The 25,723-nt window shown below is 65.9% G+C and carries 20 protein-coding genes; 11 read left to right on the top strand and 9 right to left on the bottom strand.

What is annotated here, in order from left to right:
• Positions 1 to 2 precede the first annotated feature (2 nt).
• From AC1RQP_RS07695 to AC1RQP_RS07685, 3 genes are all read left to right on the top strand, one after another.
• Positions 3 to 479, top strand: coding sequence for a glutathione peroxidase (locus AC1RQP_RS07695; RefSeq protein ID WP_239626623.1), 477 nt, complete (start codon positions 3 to 5; stop codon positions 477 to 479).
• A gap of 11 nt (positions 480 to 490) precedes the next feature.
• Positions 491 to 733 (top strand): DUF3297 family protein, encoded by a 243-nt coding sequence (locus tag AC1RQP_RS07690; RefSeq protein WP_029674077.1) that lies wholly within the window; start codon positions 491 to 493, stop codon positions 731 to 733.
• A 230-nt stretch (positions 734 to 963) separates the two neighbouring features.
• Positions 964 to 2,133 (top strand): mandelate racemase/muconate lactonizing enzyme family protein, encoded by a 1,170-nt coding sequence (locus AC1RQP_RS07685; protein WP_492936507.1) that lies wholly within the window; start codon positions 964 to 966, stop codon positions 2,131 to 2,133.
• A 182-nt stretch (positions 2,134 to 2,315) separates the two neighbouring features.
• Here the strand turns inward: AC1RQP_RS07685 and AC1RQP_RS07680 are convergent, their stop codons facing one another.
• Together AC1RQP_RS07680 and AC1RQP_RS07675 are read right to left on the bottom strand one after the other, a co-directional pair.
• Entirely contained in the window at positions 2,316 to 3,668 is a 1,353-nt protein-coding gene (locus AC1RQP_RS07680) for a malonyl-CoA decarboxylase (RefSeq protein WP_492936506.1), read from the bottom strand.
• A 203-nt stretch (positions 3,669 to 3,871) separates the two neighbouring features.
• Positions 3,872 to 4,747: an AraC family transcriptional regulator gene (locus AC1RQP_RS07675; protein WP_492936505.1), complete on the bottom strand. Its 876-nt coding sequence runs from the start codon at positions 4,745 to 4,747 to the stop codon at positions 3,872 to 3,874.
• A gap of 50 nt (positions 4,748 to 4,797) precedes the next feature.
• On the opposite strand from AC1RQP_RS07675, the gene AC1RQP_RS07670 reads away from it, so the two are divergent.
• Both AC1RQP_RS07670 and AC1RQP_RS07665 read left to right on the top strand, forming a co-directional pair.
• Positions 4,798 to 5,970 carry an MFS transporter gene (locus AC1RQP_RS07670; RefSeq protein WP_239626615.1) on the top strand — a complete coding sequence of 391 codons (1,173 nt, stop codon included), beginning with the start codon at positions 4,798 to 4,800 and terminating at the stop codon, positions 5,968 to 5,970.
• A gap of 304 nt (positions 5,971 to 6,274) precedes the next feature.
• The gene (locus AC1RQP_RS07665) at positions 6,275 to 8,542 is read left to right on the top strand and encodes a cation:proton antiporter domain-containing protein (RefSeq protein WP_492936504.1); all 2,268 of its coding nucleotides are present in this window, start codon (positions 6,275 to 6,277) and stop codon (positions 8,540 to 8,542) included.
• 205 nt (positions 8,543 to 8,747) lie between these two features.
• Here AC1RQP_RS07665 and AC1RQP_RS07660 read toward each other — a convergent pair whose 3' ends face one another.
• The 6 genes from AC1RQP_RS07660 to AC1RQP_RS07635 all read right to left on the bottom strand — a co-directional run bounded on the left by AC1RQP_RS07660 (position 8,748) and on the right by AC1RQP_RS07635 (position 17,667).
• Complete coding sequence (locus tag AC1RQP_RS07660) at positions 8,748 to 11,906, bottom strand: efflux RND transporter permease subunit (protein ID WP_492936503.1); 3,159 nt, start codon at positions 11,904 to 11,906, stop codon at positions 8,748 to 8,750.
• A 13-nt stretch (positions 11,907 to 11,919) separates the two neighbouring features.
• Positions 11,920 to 13,113: an efflux RND transporter periplasmic adaptor subunit gene (locus AC1RQP_RS07655; RefSeq protein ID WP_492936502.1), complete on the bottom strand. Its 1,194-nt coding sequence runs from the start codon at positions 13,111 to 13,113 to the stop codon at positions 11,920 to 11,922.
• A gap of 273 nt (positions 13,114 to 13,386) precedes the next feature.
• Positions 13,387 to 14,382: an NAD-dependent epimerase/dehydratase family protein gene (locus tag AC1RQP_RS07650; protein WP_492936501.1), complete on the bottom strand. Its 996-nt coding sequence runs from the start codon at positions 14,380 to 14,382 to the stop codon at positions 13,387 to 13,389.
• Between the two features lie 66 nt (positions 14,383 to 14,448).
• The gene (locus tag AC1RQP_RS07645; protein ID WP_492936500.1) at positions 14,449 to 15,519 is read right to left on the bottom strand and encodes a hypothetical protein; all 1,071 of its coding nucleotides are present in this window, start codon (positions 15,517 to 15,519) and stop codon (positions 14,449 to 14,451) included.
• A gap of 99 nt (positions 15,520 to 15,618) precedes the next feature.
• A complete protein-coding gene (locus AC1RQP_RS07640; RefSeq protein ID WP_492936499.1) occupies positions 15,619 to 17,112 on the bottom strand; it encodes a flavin-containing monooxygenase in 1,494 nt (497 codons plus the stop codon).
• Positions 17,113 to 17,217: 105 nt separating this feature from the next.
• Positions 17,218 to 17,667: a cupin domain-containing protein gene (locus tag AC1RQP_RS07635; protein WP_061027189.1), complete on the bottom strand. Its 450-nt coding sequence runs from the start codon at positions 17,665 to 17,667 to the stop codon at positions 17,218 to 17,220.
• 188 nt (positions 17,668 to 17,855) lie between these two features.
• Between AC1RQP_RS07635 and AC1RQP_RS07630 the strand changes: the two genes are divergently transcribed.
• Positions 17,856 to 18,881 (top strand): AraC family transcriptional regulator, encoded by a 1,026-nt coding sequence (locus tag AC1RQP_RS07630; protein WP_492936498.1) that lies wholly within the window; start codon positions 17,856 to 17,858, stop codon positions 18,879 to 18,881.
• 1 nt (position 18,882) lies between these two features.
• Here the strand turns inward: AC1RQP_RS07630 and AC1RQP_RS07625 are convergent, their stop codons facing one another.
• Entirely contained in the window at positions 18,883 to 19,524 is a 642-nt protein-coding gene (locus AC1RQP_RS07625) for a cupin domain-containing protein (protein ID WP_492936497.1), read from the bottom strand.
• 218 nt (positions 19,525 to 19,742) lie between these two features.
• Between AC1RQP_RS07625 and AC1RQP_RS07620 the strand changes: the two genes are divergently transcribed.
• Genes AC1RQP_RS07620 through AC1RQP_RS07600 form a run of 5 tightly spaced genes read left to right on the top strand, consistent with a single transcriptional unit; the run spans position 19,743 to position 25,599 of the window.
• The gene (locus tag AC1RQP_RS07620; protein WP_492936496.1) at positions 19,743 to 21,434 is read left to right on the top strand and encodes a peptide ABC transporter substrate-binding protein; all 1,692 of its coding nucleotides are present in this window, start codon (positions 19,743 to 19,745) and stop codon (positions 21,432 to 21,434) included.
• Positions 21,435 to 21,461: 27 nt separating this feature from the next.
• The gene (locus tag AC1RQP_RS07615) at positions 21,462 to 22,412 is read left to right on the top strand and encodes an ABC transporter permease (RefSeq protein ID WP_492936495.1); all 951 of its coding nucleotides are present in this window, start codon (positions 21,462 to 21,464) and stop codon (positions 22,410 to 22,412) included.
• Between the two features lie 2 nt (positions 22,413 to 22,414).
• Entirely contained in the window at positions 22,415 to 23,290 is an 876-nt protein-coding gene (locus AC1RQP_RS07610; RefSeq protein ID WP_131869642.1) for an ABC transporter permease, read from the top strand.
• 40 nt (positions 23,291 to 23,330) lie between these two features.
• Entirely contained in the window at positions 23,331 to 24,659 is a 1,329-nt protein-coding gene (locus tag AC1RQP_RS07605) for an NAD(P)/FAD-dependent oxidoreductase (protein WP_492936494.1), read from the top strand.
• A 13-nt stretch (positions 24,660 to 24,672) separates the two neighbouring features.
• Positions 24,673 to 25,599 (top strand): 2-hydroxyacid dehydrogenase, encoded by a 927-nt coding sequence (locus AC1RQP_RS07600; RefSeq protein WP_492936493.1) that lies wholly within the window; start codon positions 24,673 to 24,675, stop codon positions 25,597 to 25,599.
• Positions 25,600 to 25,723 lie beyond the last annotated feature (124 nt).

The raw sequence follows: 25,723 nt of genomic DNA, 5'->3' as shown, positions 1-25,723 counted from the left end.
CGATGACCGCCATCTACGACTTCAAGGCCAACTCGCTTGCCGGCGAGGAGGTGCCGATGAAGCGTTTCGAGGGACAGGTGCTGCTGATCGTCAACACCGCGAGCAAATGCGGCTTCACGCCGCAATATCGCGGCCTCGAGGATCTCCACCGCGATCTCTCGCCGCGCGGCTTCTCCGTGCTCGGCTTTCCCTGCAACCAGTTCGGGGCGCAGGAGCCGGGGCAGGCGAGCGAGATCCAGGAGTTCTGCTCGACCCATTACGACGTCACCTTTCCCCTGTTCGAGAAGATCGACGTCAACGGGCCGCAGGCGCATCCGTTGTACGACTACCTGAAACGCCAGCGATCCGGCCTTCTCGGCGCCTCCATCAAATGGAATTTCACCAAATTCCTGGTGGACCGTGCCGGCAAGGTGGTCGCACGCTACGCGCCGACCGCACGGCCCGAAGGATTGCGGCAGCAAATCGAGACCCTGTTGTGAGCGAGACAATCATGAGCGACGAATTTCCGGACCGCCTGTCGGTCGACCCGAACAGCCCCTATTACAACGCGGACATTCTGGCGCGCGACGTCGGCATCCGCTTCAAGGGCATCGAGAAGACCAATGTCGAGGAATACTGCATCAGCGAAGGCTGGGTCCGCGTCACCGCCGGCAACGCCAAGGATCGCCACGGCAATCCGCTGACCATCAAGGTGCACGGGCCCGTGGAGCCGTATTTCAGGGATAAGAAGTGACGGCGAAGCCGTCACTGCAATGAAGGGGCGCGACGCGTCCAAATGCATATCCGTCACCCTGAGGTGCTCGCCTCTTCGGCGAGCCTCGAAGGGCGACGGCCCGGCTGCACCTCGGCCGTTCATCCTTCGAGGCTCCCGGCGCGATGCTTTTGCATCGCGCCACTCGCACCTCAGGATGACGGGGGAAACAGTCCGACGAAGTTCCTCTCGACCACGAAGGCTGAACAACCATGTCCGTCCGCATCGTCGACGTCAGCGAAATCACGAAACCGATCTCGTCCCCGATCCGCAACGCCTATATCGACTTCACGAAGATGACGACGAGTCTCGTTGCGGTCGTCACCGATGTCGTGCGCGACGGCAAGCGCGTCGTCGGCTACGGCTTCAACTCGAACGGCCGCTACGGGCAGGGTGGCCTGATCCGCGAGCGGTTCGCCGCGCGCATCCTCGAGGCCGATCCGAAGTCGCTGCTGGATGCGGCCGGCGGCAATCTCGACCCCGACAAGGTCTGGGCTGCGATGATGACCAATGAGAAGCCGGGGGGTCACGGCGAGCGCTCGGTCGCGGTCGGCACCATCGACATGGCGGTGTGGGACGCGGTGGCGAAGATCGCCGGCAAGCCGCTGTTTCGCCTGCTCGCCGAACGTCACGGCCTGACCGCCAATCCGCGCGTCTTCGTGTATGCCGCCGGCGGCTATTACTATCCCGGCAAGGATCTCTCGATGCTGCGCGGCGAGATGCGCGGCTATCTCGACCGCGGCTACAACGTCGTGAAGATGAAGATCGGCGGCGCGGGAATCGACGAGGACCGCACCCGCATCGAGGCGGTGCTGAAGGAGATCGGCAACGCCGCGCAGCTCGCCGTCGATGCCAACGGCCGCTTCGATCTGGAGACCGCGATCGCCTACGCAAAGATGCTGCGCGAATATCCGCTGTTCTGGTACGAGGAGGCCGGCGATCCCCTCGACTACGCGCTGCAGGCCGCGCTCGCCGAGTTCTATCCGGGCCCGATGGCGACAGGCGAGAACCTGTTCAGCCACCAGGATGCCCGCAACCTGATCCGCTACGGCGGCATGCGTCCCGACCGCGACTGGCTGCAATTCGACTGCGCGCTGTCCTACGGCCTGTGCGAATACCGGCGCACGCTCGAGGTGCTGAAGACCCACGGCTGGTCGCCCAGTCGCTGCATCCCCCATGGCGGCCACCAGATGTCGCTCAACATCGCAGCCGGCCTCGGTCTCGGCGGCAATGAAAGCTATCCCGACCTGTTCCAGCCCTATGGCGGTTTCCCGGACGGCGTCCGCGTCGAGAACGGCCACATCACCATGCCGGAGCTGCCAGGCATCGGCTTCGAAGGCAAGTCGGATCTCTACAAGGAGATGAAGGCGCTGGCGGAGTAGCGTTGGGACCTCGGGCAACGGCAGCATCAAATACACCGCTGTCATGCCCCGGCTTGACCGGGGCATCCAGTACGCCGCAGCGGATCTAGCGAGAGCAAGCTCTCCGATGTCGGCCTCTGGAATACTGGATCGCCCGGTCAAGCCGGGCGATGACACCGTCTTTGGAACGCCGTCTCAGCCCCCTACGACAACCGCATATCCAGCAACCGCCGTCCTTCGCTCTTCAGCAGCTTCTTCACGGCGCTCGACGCAACCACCTCGCCGTCGTTGGCGTAGGCCTCGTGGTTCTTCTCGATGTCGTCGAGACGGTAGAGGTAGTTGACCATGATGCCCGCCGATTCGCGGATGCCCTTCGGCGAGAGGTCTCCGAGCCAGTTGATGCGCTCGAGCCTTGCGCCGTTGCCGAGATGGAAGCGCGCGACGGAATCGATCAGCCGGCCCTTCGGCGTACGTGCCTTGAGGAAGTAATGCGCTGCGAGCGGCTCCAGCACGCTCCGCAGCAGCGCGGCCGTCTCGGGGCTCTCGAACCATTTGGGCTCGTCGAGACGCTTCAGCATCCCGCGGTCCTCGTCCGACAGCGGCAGGTCCTTGTCCTGCTTCACCCAAGCCATGAAGCCCGGCACCGGCGACAGCGTCACGAAGGTGTCGAGCTTCGGCAACTCGCGGCGCAGCTCTTCCACCACCTGCTTGATCAGGAAGCTGCCGAAGGAGATGCCGCCGAGGCCGCGCTGGGTATTGGAGATCGAATAGAACACGGCGGTGCGCGCGCGCTCGATCGGCAGGTACTGGCGGTCGACCGCGAGCAGCGGCGCGATGGCGCCCGGGATGGTCTCGGTCAGCGCCACCTCGACGAAGATCAGGGGCTCGTCGACCATCGCGGGATGGAAGAACGCGTAGCAGCGGCGGTCGACCGGATCGATGCGGCGGCGCAGATCGTCCCAGTCGCTGATCTCATGCACGGCTTCGTAGCGGATGATCTTTTCGAGGATGTTGGCCGGGGTCGACCAGTCGATCCTGCGCAGCACGAGAAACCCCCTGTTGAACCACGAAGAGAGAAGGTGCGAGACGTCGCGGTCGAGCGCGGCGAGATCGGTGTGCCCGTTCATCATGCCGAGCAGATCGGCGCGCATGTTGACGAGATCGCCGGTGCCGCCGGGCGCACGGTTGAGGCGGCGGATCAGCTCCTGCCGCCGCGGCTCCGAGGCGAAGTGCAACGAGCTCGCGTCCTCGTCGCTGGGCTCGGCGCGCCATTTTTCGATCGCCCTGGACAGGCGCTCCCGATCGGGGCCGAAATCGCGCACCAGTCCCTCGAAGAAGGCGCGGCGTCCTGCCGCATCCAACTCCCGGTAGATGTCGAGCACCTCACGCGCCATCGCGGTGCCGGAGGCTTCGCCCCGGCCCGACAGCAGCGCATCGCAAAGCTCGATCAGCCCATCGGCGTCCCGCCTGGTATCGGCGGAGTCCCCACGGCGAAGCAGCGTGCGGCCGCGCTCGGAGATGGTGGCGAGCAGGTCGGAGAAGAAGGCATTGGCCATCTGGGCTTTTCGATTCCAGGTTTGTGCGTTGCGGAAGTTTACACAAGATTTGCGCGGAAGCCGATCACAATCAAGCGGGGGAATTTGGCAACTTCAGTTGGGCGGTGCGTTTCGAGAATGCCGACATGTCCGCGAGGCTACCACACCAAAGCTGTCATGCCCCGGCTTGACCGGGGCATCCAGTACGCCGCAGCTTCTCGGTTCTAGCCGCGCCGTCTCTGGAATACTGGATCGCGCGCCTTCGCGTGCGATGACACGGAGAGTGTGGCAAACTCCGTCGGCGTGCGCCCCGTCACCTGACGGAACGCAGCCGAGAATGCCGGCACGCTGGCATAGCCGAGCTGGGTGGCGAGCTGCTTCACCGACACGGTCGCATCCGTCGACAGGCGCTGGATCGCGGAGGCGATGCGGGCGCGCTGGCACCAGGTCTTGAAGCTCAGCTGCGTCTCGCTCGAGAACAGCCGCGACAGCGTGCGGGCGGAGGTTCCGACCTCGCGCGCCAGCGTGTCGATATCGTGCAGGCCGGTGGGGTCGTCGAGCACGATCATGGCGGCGCGGCGGCAGCGCGGCTCGCGCGGCAACGGCACGAAGGTGGCGGAATCCTCGGCCTGGTGCAATTCCAGCATCACCAGGCGCACCAGCAGCTCGGTCCGCTCTTCCGTATTGCGCGCGTCGAACAGCGCCAGGATCGCCTGGTTCAGCAGCGGCGACACCCTCACCACGAATTCCCTGGTCAATCCCTCATAGCGCTTCTCGCGCTTGAGCCAGGGCAGGTCGAAATACAGCGTGCGCATCTCGATGTCGGCGAGCAGGTCGATGGCATGTTGAAGCCCGGCCGGCACCCAGACCGCGCGGTCCGGCGGCACCAGCCAGCGTCCCCCCGGCGTCGTCACCTGCATCGTGCCCTTGGCCGCATAGATCAGCTGCGCCTCGCGGTGCAGGTGCGGTTCGATCCGCATGCCCCTGGGATAGTCGCGCGCGACCAGGTGCACGCCCGCAGGCGAGCGGTGATTGCTCCGGACCTCCCGCAGGATTGGCGTTTCCAAGATTGGCGTTTCCAAGACAGTCATTGGCAGCATCCCGTCATGGGCACGACATATAACTCATTTCGGAGCAGGAGAGGATTCGTATGAACAGCCCAAGCCGGGTCATCGCTTTCGTCAACGCAGGCCATTTCATCGACCATTATTCGATGCTGATCTTCGCCGCCGCGGTCATCATCATGGGCCCGGCGCTCGGCATGGCCTATTCGGAACTGCTGCCTTACGCGACGCCGGGCTTCGTCGCCTTCGGAGCGGGCTCGCTGCTGACCGGCTGGCTCGGGGACCGCTGGAGCCGCCGTCACATGATGCTGATCTTCTTCGTCGGCATCGGCGCCTCCATGATCGCGGTCGGCTTCGTGCAGACCCCGGTGCAGCTCGGCGCGGCGCTGCTCGCGATCGGCATCTTCGCCTCGATCTATCACCCCGTCGGCACCGCCATGATCGTGTCCTATGCCGACCGGCTCGGCCGCGAGATGGGCATCAACGGCGTCTGGGGCAATCTCGGCGTTGCCTCCTCCGCACTGGTCACTGGTGTGATCGGCCAATATCTCGGCTGGCGCTTTGCGTTCATCGTTCCCGGCGTGGTCACCGTCCTGATCGGCGTTGGCTTCGCGATGAGCGTCGTGCACGAGGATCGCAAGGGCTCGAAGCAGGCGGCAGCCCAGGCGCGAGTCGCCAGGCAGGACATGTGGCGCGTGATCCTGGCGCTGCTGATCGTCGTGATCGCGATCTCCACGACCTTCAACGCCGTCACCGTCGCGCTGCCGAAGCTGTTTGCCGAGCGGCTCGCGGACCTGACCAGGAGCCCGGCGCTGCTCGGCGTCATCGCCGCCTGCGTCTACGTGTTCGGCGCGATGACGCAGTACACGATCGGCCGGCTGCTCGACCGCTATTCGCTGAAGACGGTGGCGCTGCCGCTGTCCTTCATGCTGGCGCCGTTCCTGTATCTGGCCGCCAGCCTGAACAACCTGCCGCTCATCCTGGTGTCGATCGGCATCGTCATGGGCGCGTTCGGACAGGTCACGGTCAACGACGCCATGGTCGGCAAGTACACCACCGAGGAGTGGCGCTCGCGCGCCTATGCGGTGCGCTATTTCGTCGGCTTCACCGCGGCCGGCGCGTCGGTCGGCCTGGTCGCCTGGCTCTACGAGCAGGGCGGTTTCGTCACCATGCTGCACGCCTTCGCCGCGCTCTGCCTGCTCGCGATCGCGGCCGCGATCATCCTGCCGCGCGAGATCCGGACGCCGCAGGCGGTGTGAAGGGACACCGCTCTCGTGTCCCGGACAAGTCGCTGCGCTCGCAATGACGGAGGATGAGGCGGGGCCCATCACGCATGCCACCCATGATGCCATTCTGCCAGTGTTTTGCCCGACGGCGCAAGTCACTTCGGCAAGGCCGAAATTTTCGCGAGGTTTTTCAACCCCATCCCTACTGTGCATGGGGTTGTTCTCGCACTTTTCGTTTTTGACGCCGCCGTGCGCGGCGGAACCGGCGCCGCCTTCCGCGGGTTCTGTCCCTGTGGCGCCCCGACGCCGGGGCGGATGAAGGGGGAAAGACACCTGCATGCCATGGCGCCTGCTCCGACCGGTCGTCCTCGTCCCCGCGGCGCTTGTCCTCACCACCCTTGCGGCCAGTGCCGAAGCGGGCAAATCGGCCGGCCCGTCGGAATTCCTCCTGATCGTACAGATCGTCCTGCTGATCGCGGTCGGCCGCGGGCTCGGCGAGGTCATGCAGCGGATCGGTCAGCCCTCGGTGATCGGCGAACTGCTCGCCGGCATCATCCTCGGGCCCTCGCTGTTTGGCTGGATCTGGCCAGAGGCGCAAGCCGCGATCTTCCCGAAGACGCCCGAGCAGAAGGCGATGATCGACGGCATCGCGCAAGTGGGCATACTGCTGCTGCTGTTGCTCACCGGCATGGAAACCGACCTCAAGCTGGTCCGGAAGGTCGGCAGGGCGGCGATCGCGATCTCGATCGCCGGCATGGTCGTGCCCTTCGCCTGCGGCTTTGCCCTGGGTGAATTCCTGCCGGACGCGCTGCTGCCCAATCCGCAGGAGCGCCTCGTGGCCTCGCTGTTCATGGGCACCGCACTGTCGATCTCCTCGGTGAAGATCGTCGCCGTGGTGGTACGCGAGATGAACTTCATGCGCCGCAATGTCGGGCAGATCATCGTCGCGACCGCCGTCATCGACGACACCATCGGCTGGATCATCATCGCGGTCATCTTCAGCCTGGCCTCGCACGGCACGCTCGATCTCGCCTCGGTGGCGAAAGCCGTGCTGGGAACGCTGGCCTTCCTCGCCGTCAGCTTCACCATCGGACGCCGCCTGGTGTTCCTGCTGATCCGCTGGGCCAACGACAATCTCGTCAGCGCGGCGGCCGTCATCACGGTGATCCTGCTGTTGATGAGCGTCATGGCGATGATCACGCATCTGATCGGCGTCCACACCGTGTTGGGCGCCTTCGTCGCCGGCATCCTGGTCGGCGAGTCCCCGATCCTGACGCGGCAGATCGACGAGCGCCTGCGCGGGCTGATCTCGAGCTTTTTCATGCCGGTGTTCTTCGGCCTCGCCGGCCTCAGCGCCGATCTCTCGGTGCTGCGCGATCCCAACCTCCTGATGCTCACCGGCCTGCTGGTGGTGATCGCCAGCGTCGGCAAGTTCGGCGGCGCCTTTGTCGGCGGCACCGCCGGCGGCTTGAGCTATCGGGAGTCGCTAGCACTCGCCAGCGGCATGAACGCGCGCGGCTCGACCGAGGTCATCATCGCCACCATCGGCCTCTCCATCGGCGTGCTCAGCCAGAACCTGTTCACGATGATCGTGACCATGGCGATCGTGACCACGATGGCGATGCCGCCGATGCTGCGCGCGGCGTTGGCGAGGCTCCCGATGAACGAGGAGGAGAGGGAGCGGCTGGAGCGCGAAGAATTCGAGAAGCGCGGCTTCGTCGCCAATCTCGAGCGCCCCTTGCTGGCAGTGGACGAAAGTGTCAACGCCAGCTTCGCCGCCTACATCGCGGGCCTGATTGCCGGCATGCGCGGCCTGCCGATCACCGTGCTGCATATCGGCCAGCGCGCCAAGGAACAGGGGAAGGGACGCGGCGAGGAGGAAAGCCACGAAGCCGTGGTGAAGAAGGCCGCCGAGACGGTGTCCGTCAAGGGTGACGGAGACACCGGCAACGTCGATGTCGTCACCCGTGCGAGGCAGGCGGAGCTCGGCGCGACCATCGCCGACGAAGCGCGCAAGGGCTTCGATCTTCTGGTCGTCGGCATCGACAGGGTGACCGCGACCAAGGACCGCTTCGACCGGAGGATCGACGACATCGCCGCGGCGTTCGAAGGACCGCTCGCGATCGTCGCGGCCAAGGGCAAGCACCTGAAGCAGCCGATGCCCGACGCGCTCAACATCCTCGTTCCCGTTTCAGGCAGCGGCGTCTCCAAACGCGGGGCCGAGGTGGCGGTGGCGCTGGCGCAGGCCGGATCGGGTTCGCTCCGGGTGATCTATGTGGCGACGACGCGGGACAAGGGCGCGCAGCGCGGGGTCTCCCGCGGGCTGAGCCAGGAGACGGGCATCCTCAAGGACACCAGCGATCTCGCCGCCCGCTACGACGTCGACATCACCACCACGCTGCGGGTGAACCGGGCGCCGGAGGCAGCGATCCTCCGCGAGATCGATACCACCGACGTCGATCTCGTCGTCATGGGCGTCGACCGCATCCAGGCCGATCACCTTTCCTTCGGCGGCGTCGCCGACGCCGTGCTCAGGCAGTCGAAAGTGTCGGTGCTCCTGGTGTCGAGCGGCGAGGCGCGGCAGGCACCGGCGGAGAGGGCTTGAGTCCGCTGTGCGGGTGATGTGCTCCCTCTCCCGCTTGCGGGAGAGGGCGGGGGAGAGGGTGTCTCCGCGTTGGGACACTCCCCCAGGGGAGAAAACCCTCACCCGGCGCACGGGACGAAGCTTCGCTTCGCCCGGACGCGCCGACCTCTCCCGCAAGCGGGAGAGGTTACACCGCGATCGCGGCGCCGCTACTCCAAACCAACGCTTACGACTTCACCTCCGCCACCGCCTGCGCCTTCGGCGCCTTCTTCGACGCCCGCCAGTTCTCGAAGCGCTGCACCACCACGAAGAAGGCCGGCACGAACAGCACCGCGAGGCAGGTAGAGGCCAGCATTCCCGAGAACACGGTGATGCCGATCGACTTGCGCGCGCTGGCGCCGGCGCCGGTGGCGAGCACCAGCGGCACCACGCCGAGGATGAAGGCGAAGGAGGTCATCAGGATCGGACGGAAGCGGGCGCGCGCGGCTTCGATGGCGGACTCCATGATCGGCTTGCCCTCGCGGCCGTGCAGTTCGAGTCCGACCTCGACGATCAGGATGGCGTTCTTGGCCGACAGCGCGATCAGCAGGATCAGGCCGATCTGGCAATAGAGGTTGTTGTCGATCTTGAGCCCGGAGAGGATCAGCATCGGCCCGAGCAGCGACAGCGGCACCGCGAGGATCACCGAGATCGGCGCGTACCAGCTCTCGTACTGACCGGCGAGCACGAAATAGACCAGCAGCATGGCGAGGCCGAACACCCAGTAGATCTGGTTCGAGACCGCCTTCTCCTGATAGGACATCGCGGTCCATTCATAGCCGGTGCCCGGCGGCAGCGTCTTGTCCGCGATCTCCTCCATCAGCTTCAAGGACTGGCCGGAGGAGTAGCCCTGTGCCGGCAGGCCGATCACGGTCGAGGACGGATAGAGATTGTAGAGGCTGATCAGCGACGGGCCGGTTGCCGGTGTGATCTTGGCGACGGTGCCGATCGGGATCATGTCGCCGTTCGAGTTGCGCACCTGCATGTTGGCGATGTCGCGCTCGGTGACGCGGAACGCCGGATCGGCCTGGGTGTAGACCTGGAACACGCGGCCGAACTTGTTGAACTGGTTGACGTAGGACGAGCCGAGATAGGTCGACAGCGCCGAGAACACCTGGTCCGTCGTCACGTGCAGGGTCTGGGTCTTGACGCGGTCGATCTCGACGTTGAATTGCGGCACCGACGAGCGGAACGAGGACTGCACGCGCTGCAGCGCGCTCTGGCTCTGGCCGTTGCTGACCATCGCACTGGTGATCGCCTGCAGCTTGGCAAAATCGCTGTTGCCGTCGCGCAGCTCGACCTGCATCGAGAATCCCGCGGCGTTGCCGATACCCTGGATCGGCGGCGGCGGCAGCACGATCGTGCGCGCCTCCATGATCGTCGCGAGCTTGTCGTTCAGTCCATAGACCAGCGAGCGCAAATCCTCGCCGGGCCCTTTGCGGGCGTCCCAGTCCTTCAGGATGATATAGGCGACGCCGGCATTGGCGAGGCTCGCGCTGTTGTCGAGCGCCGAGATGCCGGCGATGGTGATGACCTGCTGGACTCCGGGGGTGTCCTTGATGATCTCGCTCGCTCTGTCGAGCACCTTCTGGGTCCGCTCCAGTGCGGCGCCGTCGGGCAGCTGCACGGCGGCGATCAGATAGCCCTGATCCTCGATCGGCAGGAAGCCGGTCGGCACCCGCGACAGGCCGTAGGCGCTGGCTCCGATGATCAGCAGCGCGAACGCGACCGAGATCGTGGCATGTCTCACGAGGAAGGTGATCAGCCTTGTATAGCCGCGCTCGACGCGGTCATAGACCGCGTTGAAGCCGCGATAGAAGAAATTGCGCTGCTCCGGCGGCACTGCAGGCCGCAGCCAGAGCGCGCATTGCGTCGGCTTCAAGGTCGCCGCGTTGATGGCGGAGAGCAGCGCGGTCGCGGCGATCACCAGCGCGAATTGCGAATAGATGCGTCCGGTCAACCCCGCGAGGAACGAGGCCGGCAGGAACACCGAGATCAGCACCAGGGTGATGCCGACGATCGGCGCGAACAGCTGGTCCATCGCCTTGATCGCGGCATCGTGGCCGTTCATGCCCTGCTCGATGTTGTGCGCGGCGCCCTCGACCACGACGATGGCGTCGTCGACCACGATGCCGATCGCGAGCACGATCGCGAACAGCGTCGACATGTTGATGGTGAAGCCGAGCGCCGCCATCGCGGCGAACGCGCCGATGATGGTGACCGGCACGGTGGTGGCCGGCACCAGCATCGCGCGCCAGTCCTGCAGGAACACGAGGATCACGACCAGCACGAGCAGGCCGGCCTCGATCAGGGTCATGTAGACCTCGTGCACCGAGGCCTCCACGAACTTGGTGGTGTCGAACGGCGTGTCGTACTTGATGCCTTCCGGAAAGCGCTTGGCGAGCTCGGCCATCTTCTTCTCGACGGCCTGCTCCACCTGGAGCGCATTGGCGCCGGGTGACTGGAAGACGCCGATGCCGACCGCCGGCTGCTTGTTGAGCGAGAAGATCTGGCTGTAGGTCTGCGCGCCGAGCTCGACCCAGCCGACGTCGCGCACCCGCGTGACATCGCCGTTGGCGCCTGACTTGACGATGATGTTCTCGAACTGGCCGACGTCGTCGAGCCGTCCGTTGACGTTGAGCGTGTACTGGAACGCCTGTCCCGGCGGTGTCGGCGGCGCGCCGACCTGGCCGGCCGAGACCTGCTGGCTCTGCTGCTGGATCGCCTGGATCACGTCCTGCGGCACCAGCCCGCGGACCTGCAGCTTGTTCGGATCGAGCCAGACCCGCATCGAATACTGGCCGGCGCCGAACACGGTGACGTTGCCGACGCCGGGGAGGCGGGAGAGCTCGTCGCGGATGTTGATGGTGGCGTAGTTGCTCAAGTAGAGGCTGTCGTACCTCGCATCCGGCGAGGTCAGCGTCACGAACAGCAGGATCGAGGTCGACCGCTTCTGCACGGTGACGCCCTGGTTCTGCACCGCCTGCGGCAATTGCGACAGCGCGCTGGAGACGCGGTTCTGCACCAGCACCTGCGCGAAGTTGAGGTCGGTGCCGATCTTGAAGGTCACGGTCAGCGTGTAGGTGCCGTCGGAGCCGCTGTAGGACTGCATGTACAGCATGTCCTCGACGCCGTTGACCTGCTGTTCGATCGGCAGCGCGACGGTGTCGATCACGGTCTTGGCGCTGGCGCCGGGATAGCGCGTGGTGACCTGCACCGTCGGCGGCACCACGTCGGGATATTGCGCGATGGCGAGGTTGAACAGCGCGACTCCGCCGATCAGGACCATCAGAAGCGCGATGACGTTCGAGAGGACCGGCCGCTCGATGAAGAATTTCGAGATCATGGCTGGCAGCCCCTCACTTGGCCGAGGCCTGAGACTGGTCGATCTTCGTCGCTTGCGGGTCGATCTTCTGGCCCGGGATGACGCGCAGCAGCCCCGCGATCACCACGCGGTCGTCCGGCTTCAAGCCGCTTTCGATCACGCGCAGGCCGTTGTCGACGGGGCCGATCTGCACCATGCGCTGCTCGACGACGTTGTCGCCGTTGACCACCAGCAGATAGCGGCCGCCCTGGTCGCTTCCGAGCGCGGTGTCGGGAACGAGCAGGGCGTCCTTCTCCTGGTCGAAGGGCACGCGGACCCGGACGAAATAGCCGGGCAGCAGCAGCCGCTTGTCGTTGGGAACGAGGCCGCGGACCGCCAGTGTGCCCGTCGACTGGTTCAGGGTCGGCGCAACGTAGTCGAGCTTGCCTTCATGCGGATAGCCGGTGTCGGTCTGCAGTCCCAGTTGAACCGGGATTTGCTTCATATTGGCGGGAGTCAGCCCACGGCGAGCGGCCTCGGCGCGGATGCGCAGCACGTCCTGTTCATTGACGGTAAAGTTCACATAGATCGGGTCCATCGCGACGATGGTGGCGAGCTGGGTCGGCGAGGAAACGCCGACGAGCTCGCCGACCGAGACCATATGGGCGCTGACGACGCCGTCGAACGGCGCCGTCACCTTGGTGTAGCCGTAATTCACCTCGGCGAGTTTCGTATTGGCCTGGGCCTGCTGCAGATTGGCCTGGGCATTGTCGCGGTTGGACGTGGAGGTGTCGAGCGTGGCCTGGGAGACGGCCTGGCGCTGCACCAGCTCGGCCTGCCGCTTGTAATCGGCTTCCGCCTGCCGGAGCGAGGCCTGCGCGCCGGCCTCGGCCGCCTGCGCCTGCTCGAGCTTGAGCTTGTAGGTCTCCGGCTCGATCGTGAACAGCTGGGTGCCCTGCTTGACGAAGGCGCCGTCCTGATAGTCGATCGTTTGCAGAAAGCCCTGCACGCGCGCGACCAGATCGACGCTCTTGATCGGTGCGGTGTTGCCGGTGGCCTCGATGTAGCGCGTCACCGCACGCTGCACCGGCGTCGCGACGTCCACCTTGGGCGGGGGCGGCGCCACGAACGCGTTCTTGTCCTCGCAGCCGGCGAGCACGGCCATGGATGCCGCGATGGCCAGTCCCCGCCCGATATGTCGCCACACTCCATTGCGCCGTGTGGGAGATGCGGGATTCGCTGAGGTCATTCGGTGGTCCCCGATGAGTGTCTGTCGGTGCGGCAGGCTAGCAACAAATGACTGGCCGTGGAACACCATAGCCATGGCAGTCACCGGCCTTGCAAGGTGCAGTGTGGCCGACGGCAGATTTGTTTTGTCGTCACAGACCGCTTCGCACTGGGTGCACGATCGACCCCAATTGCATCAAAGGCGCGACGACGACCAGCGGCACGCCGCGCAAGGCTCACGACAATAATGGTTGACTTACCCATCGGGATGGCATGGTCCATCGGCGCGATGGGGCTAGATCCGGGTCGCAGCCGCCCCTTGCGCATGCCAGGCCGCAAGTACGTCCCGCTCCTCATCGGCGGTAAGCCCGATGACCGGACCGTTGCTGGCGTTGAGCCAATGAAGGGTGTCGTGTGCGGTGACCGCGACCGGTCGCGAGATCAGTCCGGCCGCGCGCGCCGGCGAGGTGTCGCGTGTCAGGAATCCGGCGAAGTCGGGCAGGGGCAGCCACATCGGCAATGACCGCGGACCTGCCCAGCGCCGCACGTCGTGCGCTTCGAGGAAGGTGCGATCGACCCAGGTGAAGGTGCATGATGCGTTCAGCGCGGATGCGCACTCGGCCAGGAATTCGCCGCGTGTGCGAATTGGCCCGATCCCATCATAGATTCCGGTGAGGCGAATCTCTGCCGCATGCATGATCCATTGCGCGAGATCGCGCACGTCGATGAACTGGACGGCATCCTCCGGCGATCCCGGCGCCAGCACCTCGCCGCCGCGTGCCAGCCGCGCCGGCCAGTAGGCGAACCGCCCGGTCGGGTCTTCCGGCCCGGCGATGAGGCCGGCCCGGCAGATGAAGGCGTCGTTGCCGACCGCTTGTTCGCAGGCGACCTTGGCGGCGCCGTAGATTGCGTCGGTGCTGTGCGCGATCTCCGCTGAACTGGGCTCGCGCAGCGGCGCGGTGTCGGCGCGTTGCCCCGGAATGCGGTTGTCCGCATACACACTGATCGTCGACACGAAGGTCCAATGCACGCCCGGCCGCTTCAGGGCGGCGACCGCGCGGCGGACCTGGCCGGGATAACGCGAGACATCGACCACGGCGTCGAATGTCTCGCCCGCGAGCGGCGCAAGACCGTCGGCGACGTCGCGATCGATCCGTACGAAGCGCGTGCCCGCGGCAATCGGCCCCGCAAGGCCGCGGGCAGCGCAGGTCACGTCATGGCCGGTCGCGCAAGCATGGCTTGCGATCGCCCGTCCGAGAAACTGGCTGCCGCCGAGAATGAGAACGCGCATGTAACGGTCCGTGTCTCCGATGAGATCACGAGACTACAACGTCAGGTGGCAGTTGCAACGGATCCATCAGCGCGGCCTGATCTCCGCGTATTTCGCCATCGCGCGCTCGAACTTCCGGTTGAACAGCCACATGGCAGCGAGGATCTCGCGGTAGCTCGCCGAGGTGCGCGCCCGGTCGGCCTGTCCGAAGGCAAAGATGCTGTTGTTGCGCAGGTGCTTCATGATCGTGGGGCTGGACACCCTGTAGTTCAGGAGATCGCCCGATTTGAGCGCGGACCTGGTCGGGGTCGGCACGATCTGGATCAGCTCGAACAGCTTCATCTGGTCGATCGGGTCAGGCAGCGTCTTCACGATTCCAGGGATCTCGCGGAACAGCTCAGCGTGCGCGTTCATCAGGCCGTCGCGCACGTTGGTCCAGTGGTTGAAGCGGTGATCGGTGCCGCGGGCCCGGGCCTCTTCCCTGTCGTCGCGCGCGCTCAGCCCCGGATCGATCGCGGCGATATCGCCCTTGATGGCCTCCCATTTCCGGTGGCCGTTGCGGTCTTCGGAGGGGCCGGTCTGGAAGCTGCCCATATAGGTGTTCGAGCGCGCGTTGCGGACGTTCTGCTTGCCATTGGTTTCCGCAAAGAACAGCCCGAGGCTGATGCGGCCCGCAGTCTCGGCATGTTCAGGCGCAAGCCCCTTGGCGCGCGCGATCGTAACGGCGAGATCGACCACGTCCCTGAAGGGCGTTGGCGAGTCCTGCGCGCTGGCAGGCGGTGCCTCCATGATGTCGAACAGCTTTCCATATTCGTCGACCAGCGGCTCGATGTCGGCATCGAAATAGGCGGGAGGAATCTCGAACTTGTTGCGCCGGCCGATCCGCGACGGCATGGCGTCAGTGAGATCCTTGTAGGTACTGATCACGGCGACGCGCGCGAGGTAGAGCGCCTGTCCCGGCAGGTTCGGCAGCGGCTGCTTCGCCTCGATCTGGCGCCGTCGCTCGGCGAGGATGGATTTGAAATCGCCGAGCGCGCGATCGTAGGCGGCAAGTGCCTCCGCTTGCCTGGCCGTGAGCGCGCTCTGTCCCATGGCAGGCGCCGCGAGAAGCAGGGCAAGCACGGCGACAATCGCGGCGGCGTGACGTCTTGGTTCCATCGCGGGCTCCCGGGCCGGCCGATTCGGCAGCGGGAATCGTAGGCAATACGGGCTGGTCTGGCGAGCCGCGACTTCGGGTCGGCGCCAACCCGCCAGCCGTCACGCCGTCACCGGGTACTCCGGCGCGGAAGCCAGGAACTTGGCATATTCATCGGCGTCCGGAGGCAGGAAGCGGCCTGCGAGACCGCCGCGCTTCTGGTTCTTCGCGCCGATGTCGGCCATCAGCTCGTCGAAATGACGGTAATGATAGGGCGCGACGCACAGGCCGCCATAGACGCCCGCGGCCGGCCGCTCGACGCGCTTGAAGTGCAGCATCATCTCGATGTTGTCGCGCATCGCTTGCGCCGTCGGCTGGTTGGCGAGCTGGCCGTCGGCATAACGCACCAGCCAGTTGGCGGCGAGGTCGGCGCAGAGCACGGTGCAGAACGACGAGTTGAAGCCGACGAAACCGAGCTCAGGCAGATCGGGATTGGCGATCAGGCGATAGAGCCGGTACTGTCCGTCGGCATCGACCAGCTTCTGCCTGTAAGCTTCGGGAAGGAAGGGCACGCCGAGCTTGTAGCCGATCGCGAGCACCGCGACGTCGGCACCGACGCGCTCGCCGCCGCTCATCACGATGCTGTCGCCTTCATAATGGTCGAACGTGCCGAACACCGCCTTGATGCGGCCGTCGGCGACCATCGGATAGAAGCCCGGCGTCGCGATCGGCACCGAGCAGTTGACGCCGTCCTCGATCCGGTCCTTCGGCACCATCTTGCATTGCTTGAGCTTGAGCTGCGCCTTCAACAGGCTCTCCAGCCCGCGCCAGTTCGCCCAGACCAGCGGCGCGGCGAGGCGGTGCGCGAGCCGCGCCATCGGGCCGATGCCCCAGCCCGGAAACATCTCCTCCTGCGCGCGGATGTAGAGGATGCGCTTGAAGTTCACGAGGCCGCCGATGAAATAGGGAATGCGCCAGACCGGCTCGCGCATCACGATCGTCACCTCGCGCGCGCCCGATTTCACCGCGTTCACGGCGATGTCGGTCGCCGACTTCGAGCCGCCGAGCACGACGACGCGGCGTCCCTTCGCCAGCGTCGGATCGCCGTATTTCGACGAATGCAGGATCTGGCCGCCCTGTGCGAGAAAGCCGTCCTCGCCGGGGCAATGCAGCTCGCGTGGCTCGTTGAACTGTCCGGTGCAGATCGCGACGAAATCGAAATCCTCGCTCGTGCTCGTGCCGTCCTTGTCCTTCAGGGACAGCGTCCAGCCCGGCTTGCCGTCGGCGCGCCGTTCCATGCCGGCGACCTCCGTGTTCAGGCGCAGCATGCGATCGAGGCCAAAGCTCCTGGCGTAGTCGGCGAGATAGGCATGGACCTGCGGTCCGGTCGGCCATTCCGGATAGGCGTCCGGCATGGCGCGATCGGTGTAGCGGTAGAGCTCCTTCGGGCTCTGGGTCTGCACGTCCGGGTAGGAGCGCGCCGGCTCCCAGACGCCGCCAAGATCGCCGCTGCGCTCGACGATGGTGACGCGGTGGCCGCGGGTGGAGAACGCCTTTGCGGCGGCAAGTCCGGAGACGCCGGCGCCGATCACGCAGACTTGCTTGGGGTTGACCATGGGATGGCTCGCAATCACTGTGTTTCGCGCAAGCGGCCACGTTCGGCCGCAAGGCGCGGCCGGCCGAGCTGCAAGCAGATGAAAGTGGACGAGAAGGCGGATCGCCTAGTCGTTGGCCTCGGGCGGCAGGAAGTCGACCTCGTGCAGCGCCGAGATGCGCACGACCTCGGCGGGGTCGGTCAGATTGTGCAGCTGTTCGAACAGCGCCTCCAGCTTCTGCATCGGCGAGACCCAGAACAGCGCGCGGCACGGCTTGTCGGACTTGTTGAAATAGCCGTGGGGGATGCCGCGCGGCATGCGGACGAGGTCGCCGGCATGGGCCTTGACCCATTGACCGTCCAGCTTGAGGTCGAGCGTGCCTTCCTGCACCAGGATGAACTCGTCCTGGGTCGGATGGATGTGCACCGGCACGAACTGGCCGGGATCGCTGTTGGTTTCGAACGCGAAGGTGGAGTCTGTGACGGCCTTGGGGAAATAGACCTGGCCCAGGATATTCCAGCTCTTCCCGCCATAGCCCGTGCCGTTTGCAGTAATGCCCTTTTCGAGTGCAGTCATGCTCGCCTCCTGATGGATTCCGGCGGGGACGGAGCATCGGCCAGCCAAGGGCCGCCTGTCTATCCGCTAAACGAATCCGGATGCGGCTGTTGCCATGCAGCACGACGATAAGGTGGACGCGGCCCTTTTCGTCCGCCGGGAACTATTATAGGCTTAAAATAATTCCCGGGCGCGAAGCATGGTCGACGATGTCCGCAGCCGAGCTGGAAACGAGCGCAAGAGCCTCTGCAGCCGAACGGCTCGCGGACTTCGCCCGCGTCACCACGGATGATGTCGACGAAGCGGCCGAGCAGATCGGGCGCATCTTTTGCCCGCACGATCTCAAGCCCGCGCAGGCGCGCGCCGCCGGCTTCTCCGCCCAGCACAATTGCGCTGCGTTCGACGGCTTTTCGATCAACTACGTGGCCTATGGCGGATCGGTCGGCATCGATCCCGGCTGCCTCGAGCGCTTCTTCCTGGTGCAGGTCCCGCTTGCGGGCTCCGCCCGCATTCGTGCCGGCGTCAGCGAGCTCGACGTCGCGCCGGCCCGGAAAGCGTCGTTGCTGTCGCCGACCGTCCCGACCCGGATGATCTGGGCCGACTGCGCCCAAGCGATCCTGCTGCTCGACCGCCGCCTGGTCGAGCAGCGCGCTGCGGCGCTGTCGGGCAGGGCGACCGGGGTGGTCGAGTTCGATCCCGCGATCGACCTGGAGGCGCCGTCCGGGCGGGCCTTGCAGACCAGTCTCGCCGGGCTGATGACGCTTGCCGAGCGTCTCGGGCCATCGGGAAGGCTTTCGCCGGCCGCGATGGCCGATTGGCGCGAGCTGCTGCTCGATCATCTCCTCAACGGGCAGCGGCATGGCCTGTCGGATGCGATCAGGACGTTCTCAGGGCAGGCCGAGCGCCTGCCGCGTGCGCTCCGCGTTGCGCGCGACCATCTGGCGGACAATGCCGGCGAGCCGCTCGATCTCGCGCAACTCGCCTGCGTGTCCGGCATCGGCATCCGCGCGCTCCAGCTCGGCTTCCGCCGTCACTTCGGCGTGCCCATTTCGCAGATGCTGCTCGACATGCGGCTCGCCGGCCTCCACGCCCGCCTCGCGCAGGCTTCCGCCGGTGTCTCCATCACCGACCTCGCCTTCGATCTCGGCTTCACCCATCTCGGCCGCATGGCCGGCGCGTACCGCGAAAAATTCGGCGAGACGCCGTCGGCAACGCTGCGGCGAAGGATGAGCTGATTTACCGATCTTGCGACTTCGTCCCGCGATCTTCGCGCAGCGTCGTCACCCAGATCACGCGCGCCGCCTGCTGGGTCGGATTGTCGAACATGTGGGGCACGGTGCTCGGAAAGCGGAAACTGTCGCCGGCTTCCAGCACATGGGCCTGGTTGTCGAGCCACAGCCGCAGGCTGCCCGAGAGGATGTAGCCCGCCTTCTCGCCGGTGTGCTGCAGGAAGTCGGTGCCGGAGGAGGCGCCGGGATTGAGCGTGAGCTCGTAGAGCTCAAGCTGGCCTTTGCCTTCCGGGGTCAGTGCTTCCTTGACGACACCGCTGGCGGTGAGACGCAGCAGCCGCCGGTTGGTCTTCCGCACGATGTAGCGCGGCACGTCGGCGGGATCGCTGCTCTCGAAGAAATAGGAGATGGGAACGTCGAGCGCGATGCTGAGCAGGCGCAGCGTGCGGATCGACGGCATGGCGCGCGCGCGTTCGAGCTGGCTGATCATGCCGGTGGAGAGGCCGGTCTTGTTGGCGACGTCCTGGATCGAGAGGCCGGCGCGCTGCCGCAGCAGCCGCACGGTTTCACCCAGACGCTGGTCGACCGCGTCATTGGGCTCGGCCGTCGCGAGATCCTTGGGGCCGTTCGTACCGCCGCGACCGTCCATGTCGCTCTCCCAATGCATCATCTGCCCGCAACCGTATCGGTCGGAGCTTCAGTCCGAGTGAAAAGATTGCGCACACTAGCAATCTGATTGACAGTTGTATTTAGTCGTGATGAAATTTTGGCACAATAATTTAGAAGCACTAAAGCCCACTCCTGTCCCTTTTGCCGGGGTCTCGGGGGCGCGGGAGACGGTGCCGCGTGCGACAACGGAGAGTGGTCATGGCAGGCGACACCGGCAAGCTCGGCGTTGGGGCACTGCATCTCGGCATTCCGAATCGCCGTCAATTCTTCCAGCTCGGCGCGGGAGCCGCGGCGGGATGGACGCTTTCAGGCAGCGCCTTCGCGCAGACCGAACGACCCACCAATCCGCCGGACAAGCCGCGCGGCCAGGTGATCGCGGCGCTGTCGCAGGAGCCGACCGTCTTTCATCCCTTGATGCCGGGCATCGAGGTCGACCAGGGCGTCTGGTGGCAGGTGTTCTCGCTGCTCTGGTTCATCGATCCCGCCGGCAATTTCGTTCCCGACCTCGCTCGCGAAGTCCCGACCATCGAGAATGGCGGCCTGTCGGCCGACGGCCTGACCTGGAAGATCAAGCTGCGCAACGACGTGAAATGGCATGACGGCACGCCGTTCACGGCCGAGGACGTGAAATTCTCGCTCGAGCTGATCAACGATCCCAATTTCCGCGCGCGCAGCCGCGTCGGCCACAGCCTCGTCAAGGACATCAAGGTCGTCGCGCCCGACGAGATCCATTGGCGCATGGAAGCGCCCTATTCGCCCTACATGTCGATCCTGGGATCGCTGACCTTCATCGTGCCGAAGCACATCCTGGAGAAGGTGTCCGATCCGAACGCCTCGCCGTTCCACAACGCGCCCGTCGGCACCGGGCCGTTCCGCTGGGGCGAGCGCGTGCCCGGCGACCACATATTGCTCAATGCTCACGCCGGCTATCACGGCAAGGGACCTTACGTCGAACGCGTGGTCTTCAAGTACATTCCCGACCTCACCGTGCTCTACACCCAGTTCCGCACCGGCCAGGTCGATTACACCGGCCTGCAAGGCATCTTGCCGAACTTCGTGCAGGAGGCGAAGACGCAGAAGGGCCGCAAGGTCTTCGTCTCCTCGACCTCGTCGGTGGAGCATATCGCGCCCAATCTGGAGTTCGGTCCCTTCGCCGACCGCGCCGTGCGCGAGGCGCTCTACCTCGCCATCAACAAGCAGGCGATCATCGATGCGCTCTATTACGGCCTGCCGACGCAGACCGAGAGCTTCGTGCCGCAGCAGGCCTGGTCGTTTCAGCAGGGACTGCCGCAGCACAAATACGATCCCGCCAAGGCCAATGCGCTGCTCGATGCGGCAGGATGGGTCCGCGGCTCCAGTGGCATTCGTGAGAAGGGCGGCGTCAAGCTCGAATTCACCAACTCGACGACGTCGGGCAATGCGGTGCGTGAGCAGACCCAGCAGCTGCTGATCCAGGACTGGCGCGCGATCGGGGCTGCGATGCGCGTCAACAACATGCCGGCGGCCGTGATCTGGGGCGAGTTCTGGCAGCAGTCGAAGTTCAACTCGGTACTGGTCTCCGTCAACTTCATGCTGGGCAGCGACCCCGACGTGACGCCGCGCTTCGGCTCCGGCGCCATTCCCGCCAAGGGCGGCCGCGGCTACAACACCTATCAGTACAAGAATCCCGAGGCCGATCGCCTGCTCGCCGACGGCGCCAGGCAGTTCGATCTCGCCCAGCGCAAGACGACCTATGGCGACCTGCAAAAGCTGATCCGCAACGACCTTGCGATTCTGCCCATGTTCCAGGGCTTCATCGCCGAAGGCGTGAAGGAAGGGCTGCAAGGCTTCCGTCCCAACATCAACACCTCGATCAACTGCTGGAACATCCGCGAATGGTACTGGGCCTGATGTCTCAGGCACGCTGGATCGCCTGAGATGGCCCGTTACGTCGTCAACCGCCTGGCGCAGGCGATCATGTTGCTGGTGATCGTCTCGGCGATCGGCTTTGCCATCCTGCATCTGGCGCCCGGCGGTCCGCTGTCGCAGTTCGCCGTCTCCGGACAGATGACGCAGGAGGATCTCGACCGCGTCACCAGGCAGCTCGGGCTCGATCGCCCGGTGCCGATCCAATATCTCGACTGGTTCGGCCGCATGGTACGGGGCGACTGGGGGCGCTCCTATCGCGACGGCGAGGCGGTGCTGTCGGTGATTTCCTCGCATCTCGGCGCCACGCTGGAGCTGATGGCGACGGCGACGGTCATCGCGGTGCTGCTCGGCTGCTGGATCGGCGTGCTGGGTGCGCTGCGCCGCTACTCGCTGTTCGACACGCTCGCCACCGTCGGTGCCATGATCGCGCTGTCGATTCCGACCTTCTGGTTCGGCCTCGTCACCATCTACGTCTTCTCGGTGAAGCTCGGCTGGCTGCCGGCCGGCAACAGGCAGACCATCGGCGACGGCTCCTTCCTCGACCTGCTGCATCATCTGATCGCGCCGGCAATGGTGCTGGCGCTGGTCGAAACCGCGATGTGGGGCCGCTTCATGCGCTCCTCCATGCTCGAGGTGATCAACCAGGACTACATCCGCACCGCGCGCGCCAAGGGCATGCCCGAGTGGCGCATCCTCACGGTCCACGCGCTTCGCAACGCGCTGCTGCCGATGATCACGGTGGCTGGCTTGCAGTTTCCGACGCTGCTCGGCGGCGCGCTGGTCGCCGAGACCGTGTTCACCTGGCCCGGCATGGGCCGGCTGTTCCTCGATTCCATCGGCTATCGCGATTATCCCGTGGTGATGGGCATCCTGATGTTCTCGGCGACCATGGTGCTGATCGGCTCCCTGCTCGCCGACATTCTCTATGCCGTCGTCGATCCGCGCATCCGGGTGGGCTAGCGATGACGGCTGCGACCATCTCCACCGTTCAGCTCGCGCCCGGCCAGGCCGCGTGGCGTCGTTTTCGTCGCCACCGGCTCGCGCTCGCGGGCGCGGTGATCATCCTCGTTCTCGTGCTCGGGTCGGCGTTCGGCCCTTATCTGCTGCCGTTCGACGACACCTATATCGACATCATGAAGCGCTTCGCGCCGCCGCTGTCGGGCGCGCATATCCTTGGCACCGACGAGCTCGGCCGCGACGTGCTGGCGCGGCTGATGATGGGCGGTCGCGTCTCGCTCTCGATCGGCATCGTCGCGATGGTGATCGCGATGGCGGTCGGAATTGCCGTCGGCGCCTTCGCCGGCTTCTATGGCGGCGTGGTCGGTGCGGTCCTGATGCGGCTTGTCGATGCCGTGCTGTGCTTTCCGACCATCTTCCTCCTGCTGGCGCTGGCCGCGCTCACCGAGCCCGGCCTCGTCACCACCACCGTGCTGATTGCGGCGACGGCCTGGATGGCCGTCGCTCGCGTCGTCGAGGCCCAGGTGCGGTCGTTGCGGGAACGCGAGTTCGCGGTCGCCGCGCTCGCCTTTGGCTCGTCGAACCTGCGGATCATGTTCCGCGAGCTGGTGCCCAACGCGATCGCGCCGATCGTGGTGGCGGCGACGCTGAACGTCGCGAAAGCGATCCTGCTCGAATCCTATGTCAGCTATCTCGGCTACGGCATCCAGCCGCCGGCCGCGAGCTGGGGCAACATGCTCAACAACGCGCAGATCTATCTCACCAGCGCACCCTGGCTCGCGATCGCGCCGGGCCTCGCCATCACGCTCGCGGTGACCAGTTTCAACTTCCTCGGTGACGGCCTGCGCGACGCGCTCGATCCGCGCATGAACATCCCATGACGAGCAAGACCTCGATCGAACTGAACTCCAGGAGTGCCCCATGTCCCCGCCGCTCAACCGTATCAACAGCGACGAGCGCTTGCCGCAGCAGGCGGATGTCGTCGTCATCGGCGGCGGCGTCATCGGCGTCTCCGCGGCCTATCATCTCGCGAAGAAGGGCCATTCGGTCGCACTGGTCGAGAAGGGCCACGTCGGCGGTGAGCAGTCGAGCCGCAATTGGGGCTGGTGCCGGCAGCAGGGCCGCGCCCGCGAGGAAATCCCGCTCGCGCGCGAGGCGCTGCGGCTCTGGGAGGACATGCAGAACGATGCGGGCGTCGATGCCGGCTTCCGCCGCACCGGCGTGCTGTTCCTGACCAAGAGCAAGGACGAGCTCGCAAGCTGGGAGCGCTGGGCCGCGGTCGCGCGCGAGATGCAGGTCCACTCCACCGTCCTGACGCCGGCGGAGGTCGCCGAGCGCATGCCTGATAATACCGACACATGGGTCGGCGGCCTGCACACGCCGAGCGACGGCCGCGCCGAGCCGTCGATGGCCGTGCCCGCGCTCGCGGCCGCCGCGCGCAAGCACGGCGTCACCATCCATCAGGGCTGCGCGGCACGCGGGCTGGAGACGCAAGGCGGCCGCGTCAGCGCCGTCGTCACCGAGAAGGGCACGATCCGCACCCAATCCGTTCTGCTGGCGGGCGGCGCTTGGTCGTCGCTGTTCTGCCGCCGCCATGGCATCGAGCTGCCGATCGGTCTCGTCAACGCCACCGCCTGCCGGACCACGCCGGGGCCGGAGATCACGTCGGGCGCGCTCGGCACCGATTTCTACTGCATCCGTCGCCGCCTCGACGGCGGCTTCACGCTGGCGCTGCGCAACCGCGGCACGGTGGAGCTATCGCCGGATCTGTTGCGCTACGCCTGGACCTTCTGGCCGACCTATCAGCATCGCAAGACCGGCCTGAAGCTGTCGTTCGGCAAGTCGTTCTTCGACCAGCTCATGCGCGGCACGAATTGGAGCTTCGACAAGCCGTCGCCGTTCGAGGCCGAGCGCGTGCGCGATCCCGCGCCCGACATGTCGCTGGTCAATTCGGCGCTATCAGCGCTGATCAAGTCGAATCCGGAATTGAAGGACATCGAGATCGCGGAAGCCTGGGGCGGCACGATCGACTGCACGCCGGATACGATCCCCGTGATCTCGGCGGTCGATGCGCTGCCGGGCTTCTTCCTCGCCACCGGCTTCTCCGGCCACGGCTTTGGCATCGGCCCCGCAGCCGGCAAGCTCGCCGCCGACATCGTGACCGGCGCGACGCCGCTGGTCGATCCCGCCGCCTACAGCCACAAGCGCATGATCGACGGCCGTCGGCTCGCGCCGGTCAGCCCGTTCTGAGGACGTTAGCTGCATGACGGTTCTCTACAAGGCCAACATGGTTCGCGGCGCCGAATGGGCGCGCTTCTTCGCGGAGCGCGCGCCCGACGTGCCGTTCCGGCTCTGGCCCGACATCGGCAATCCCGCCGACGTCCGCCATCTGGTGGCGTGGGTGCCGCCGGATGACATTGCGGCGACCTTTCCCAATCTCGAACTGGTCTTCTCCGTCGGAGCGGGCGTCGATCAGTTCGATACCACGAAAGTTCCGGCGCATATTCCGCTGGTCCGCATGCTGGAGCCCGGCATCGCCGAGACCATGGTCGAATACGTCACCATGGCTGTGCTCGCGCTGCATCGCGATCTCCTGGATTTCATCGACCAGCAGAAGCAGCAGGTCTGGCGCGAGATCCGGATCACGCCGGCGAAGCGGCGGCGTGTCGGCGTGATGGGACTGGGCCAGCTCGGCCAGGCCGTGCTCGAACGTCTCAAGGCGTTCGGCTTTGCGCTATCGGGGTGGAATCGTTCGCCGCGCGAGATCGAAGGCGTCACCTGCTACGCGGGCGCGGATACTCTGCCGGAGTTTCTGGCGCGGGCCGACATTCTGGTCTGCCTGCTGCCGCTGACGGATCAGACGCGCGGGATTCTCAATGCCGACCTGTTCGCGCGCCTGCCGCGCGGGGCAGGGCTCGTCAATGTCGGCCGTGGCCCGCATCTCGTCGAGGCCGATTTCCTTGCTGCACTCGACAGCGGCGCGCTATCCGGCGCGGTGCTCGACGTCACCGATCCCGAGCCGCTTCCGCCAGGCCATCCGTTCTGGAGCCATCCGCGCATCCTGCTGACGCCGCACAATGCCAGTATGACGACGCCCGACACCGCCGTCGATTTCGTGCTCGACGTCATCGCCCGTCACCGCCGCGGCGAGGAGCTGCCGGGGCTCGTCGATCGCAGTCGCGGCTACTGAGGGCGCGATAATGATGGGAATATCGGTGCAGCCACGGACTCGGTTCACCTCTCCCGCTCGCGGGAGAGGTCGGCGCGAAGCGCCGGGTGAGGGCTCTTTCCTCTTGGGGGGGCTCGATTGCGGA

The sequence above is a fragment of the Bradyrhizobium sp. GW821-FHT13H06 genome, from assembly GCF_058803975.1.
The sequence above is the reverse complement of the archived record's forward strand: the minus strand, read 5'-3'. Positions and strand labels throughout refer to the sequence as shown.

Coding starts and splice junctions, on each gene's coding strand:
- AC1RQP_RS07695 (WP_239626623.1), top strand. CDS start 3: ATGACCGCCATCTACGACTTCAAGGCCAACTCGCTTGCCGGCGAGGAG.
- AC1RQP_RS07690 (WP_029674077.1), top strand. CDS start 491: ATGAGCGACGAATTTCCGGACCGCCTGTCGGTCGACCCGAACAGCCCC.
- AC1RQP_RS07685 (WP_492936507.1), top strand. CDS start 964: ATGTCCGTCCGCATCGTCGACGTCAGCGAAATCACGAAACCGATCTCG.
- AC1RQP_RS07680 (WP_492936506.1), bottom strand. CDS start 3,668: ATGGCCAATGCCTTCTTCTCCGACCTGCTCGCCACCATCTCCGAGCGC.
- AC1RQP_RS07675 (WP_492936505.1), bottom strand. CDS start 4,747: ATGCTGCCAATGACTGTCTTGGAAACGCCAATCTTGGAAACGCCAATC.
- AC1RQP_RS07670 (WP_239626615.1), top strand. CDS start 4,798: ATGAACAGCCCAAGCCGGGTCATCGCTTTCGTCAACGCAGGCCATTTC.
- AC1RQP_RS07665 (WP_492936504.1), top strand. CDS start 6,275: ATGCCATGGCGCCTGCTCCGACCGGTCGTCCTCGTCCCCGCGGCGCTT.
- AC1RQP_RS07660 (WP_492936503.1), bottom strand. CDS start 11,906: ATGATCTCGAAATTCTTCATCGAGCGGCCGGTCCTCTCGAACGTCATC.
- AC1RQP_RS07655 (WP_492936502.1), bottom strand. CDS start 13,113: ATGACCTCAGCGAATCCCGCATCTCCCACACGGCGCAATGGAGTGTGG.
- AC1RQP_RS07650 (WP_492936501.1), bottom strand. CDS start 14,382: ATGCGCGTTCTCATTCTCGGCGGCAGCCAGTTTCTCGGACGGGCGATC.
- AC1RQP_RS07645 (WP_492936500.1), bottom strand. CDS start 15,519: ATGGAACCAAGACGTCACGCCGCCGCGATTGTCGCCGTGCTTGCCCTG.
- AC1RQP_RS07640 (WP_492936499.1), bottom strand. CDS start 17,112: ATGGTCAACCCCAAGCAAGTCTGCGTGATCGGCGCCGGCGTCTCCGGA.
- AC1RQP_RS07635 (WP_061027189.1), bottom strand. CDS start 17,667: ATGACTGCACTCGAAAAGGGCATTACTGCAAACGGCACGGGCTATGGC.
- AC1RQP_RS07630 (WP_492936498.1), top strand. CDS start 17,856: ATGTCCGCAGCCGAGCTGGAAACGAGCGCAAGAGCCTCTGCAGCCGAA.
- AC1RQP_RS07625 (WP_492936497.1), bottom strand. CDS start 19,524: ATGGACGGTCGCGGCGGTACGAACGGCCCCAAGGATCTCGCGACGGCC.
- AC1RQP_RS07620 (WP_492936496.1), top strand. CDS start 19,743: ATGGCAGGCGACACCGGCAAGCTCGGCGTTGGGGCACTGCATCTCGGC.
- AC1RQP_RS07615 (WP_492936495.1), top strand. CDS start 21,462: ATGGCCCGTTACGTCGTCAACCGCCTGGCGCAGGCGATCATGTTGCTG.
- AC1RQP_RS07610 (WP_131869642.1), top strand. CDS start 22,415: ATGACGGCTGCGACCATCTCCACCGTTCAGCTCGCGCCCGGCCAGGCC.
- AC1RQP_RS07605 (WP_492936494.1), top strand. CDS start 23,331: ATGTCCCCGCCGCTCAACCGTATCAACAGCGACGAGCGCTTGCCGCAG.
- AC1RQP_RS07600 (WP_492936493.1), top strand. CDS start 24,673: ATGACGGTTCTCTACAAGGCCAACATGGTTCGCGGCGCCGAATGGGCG.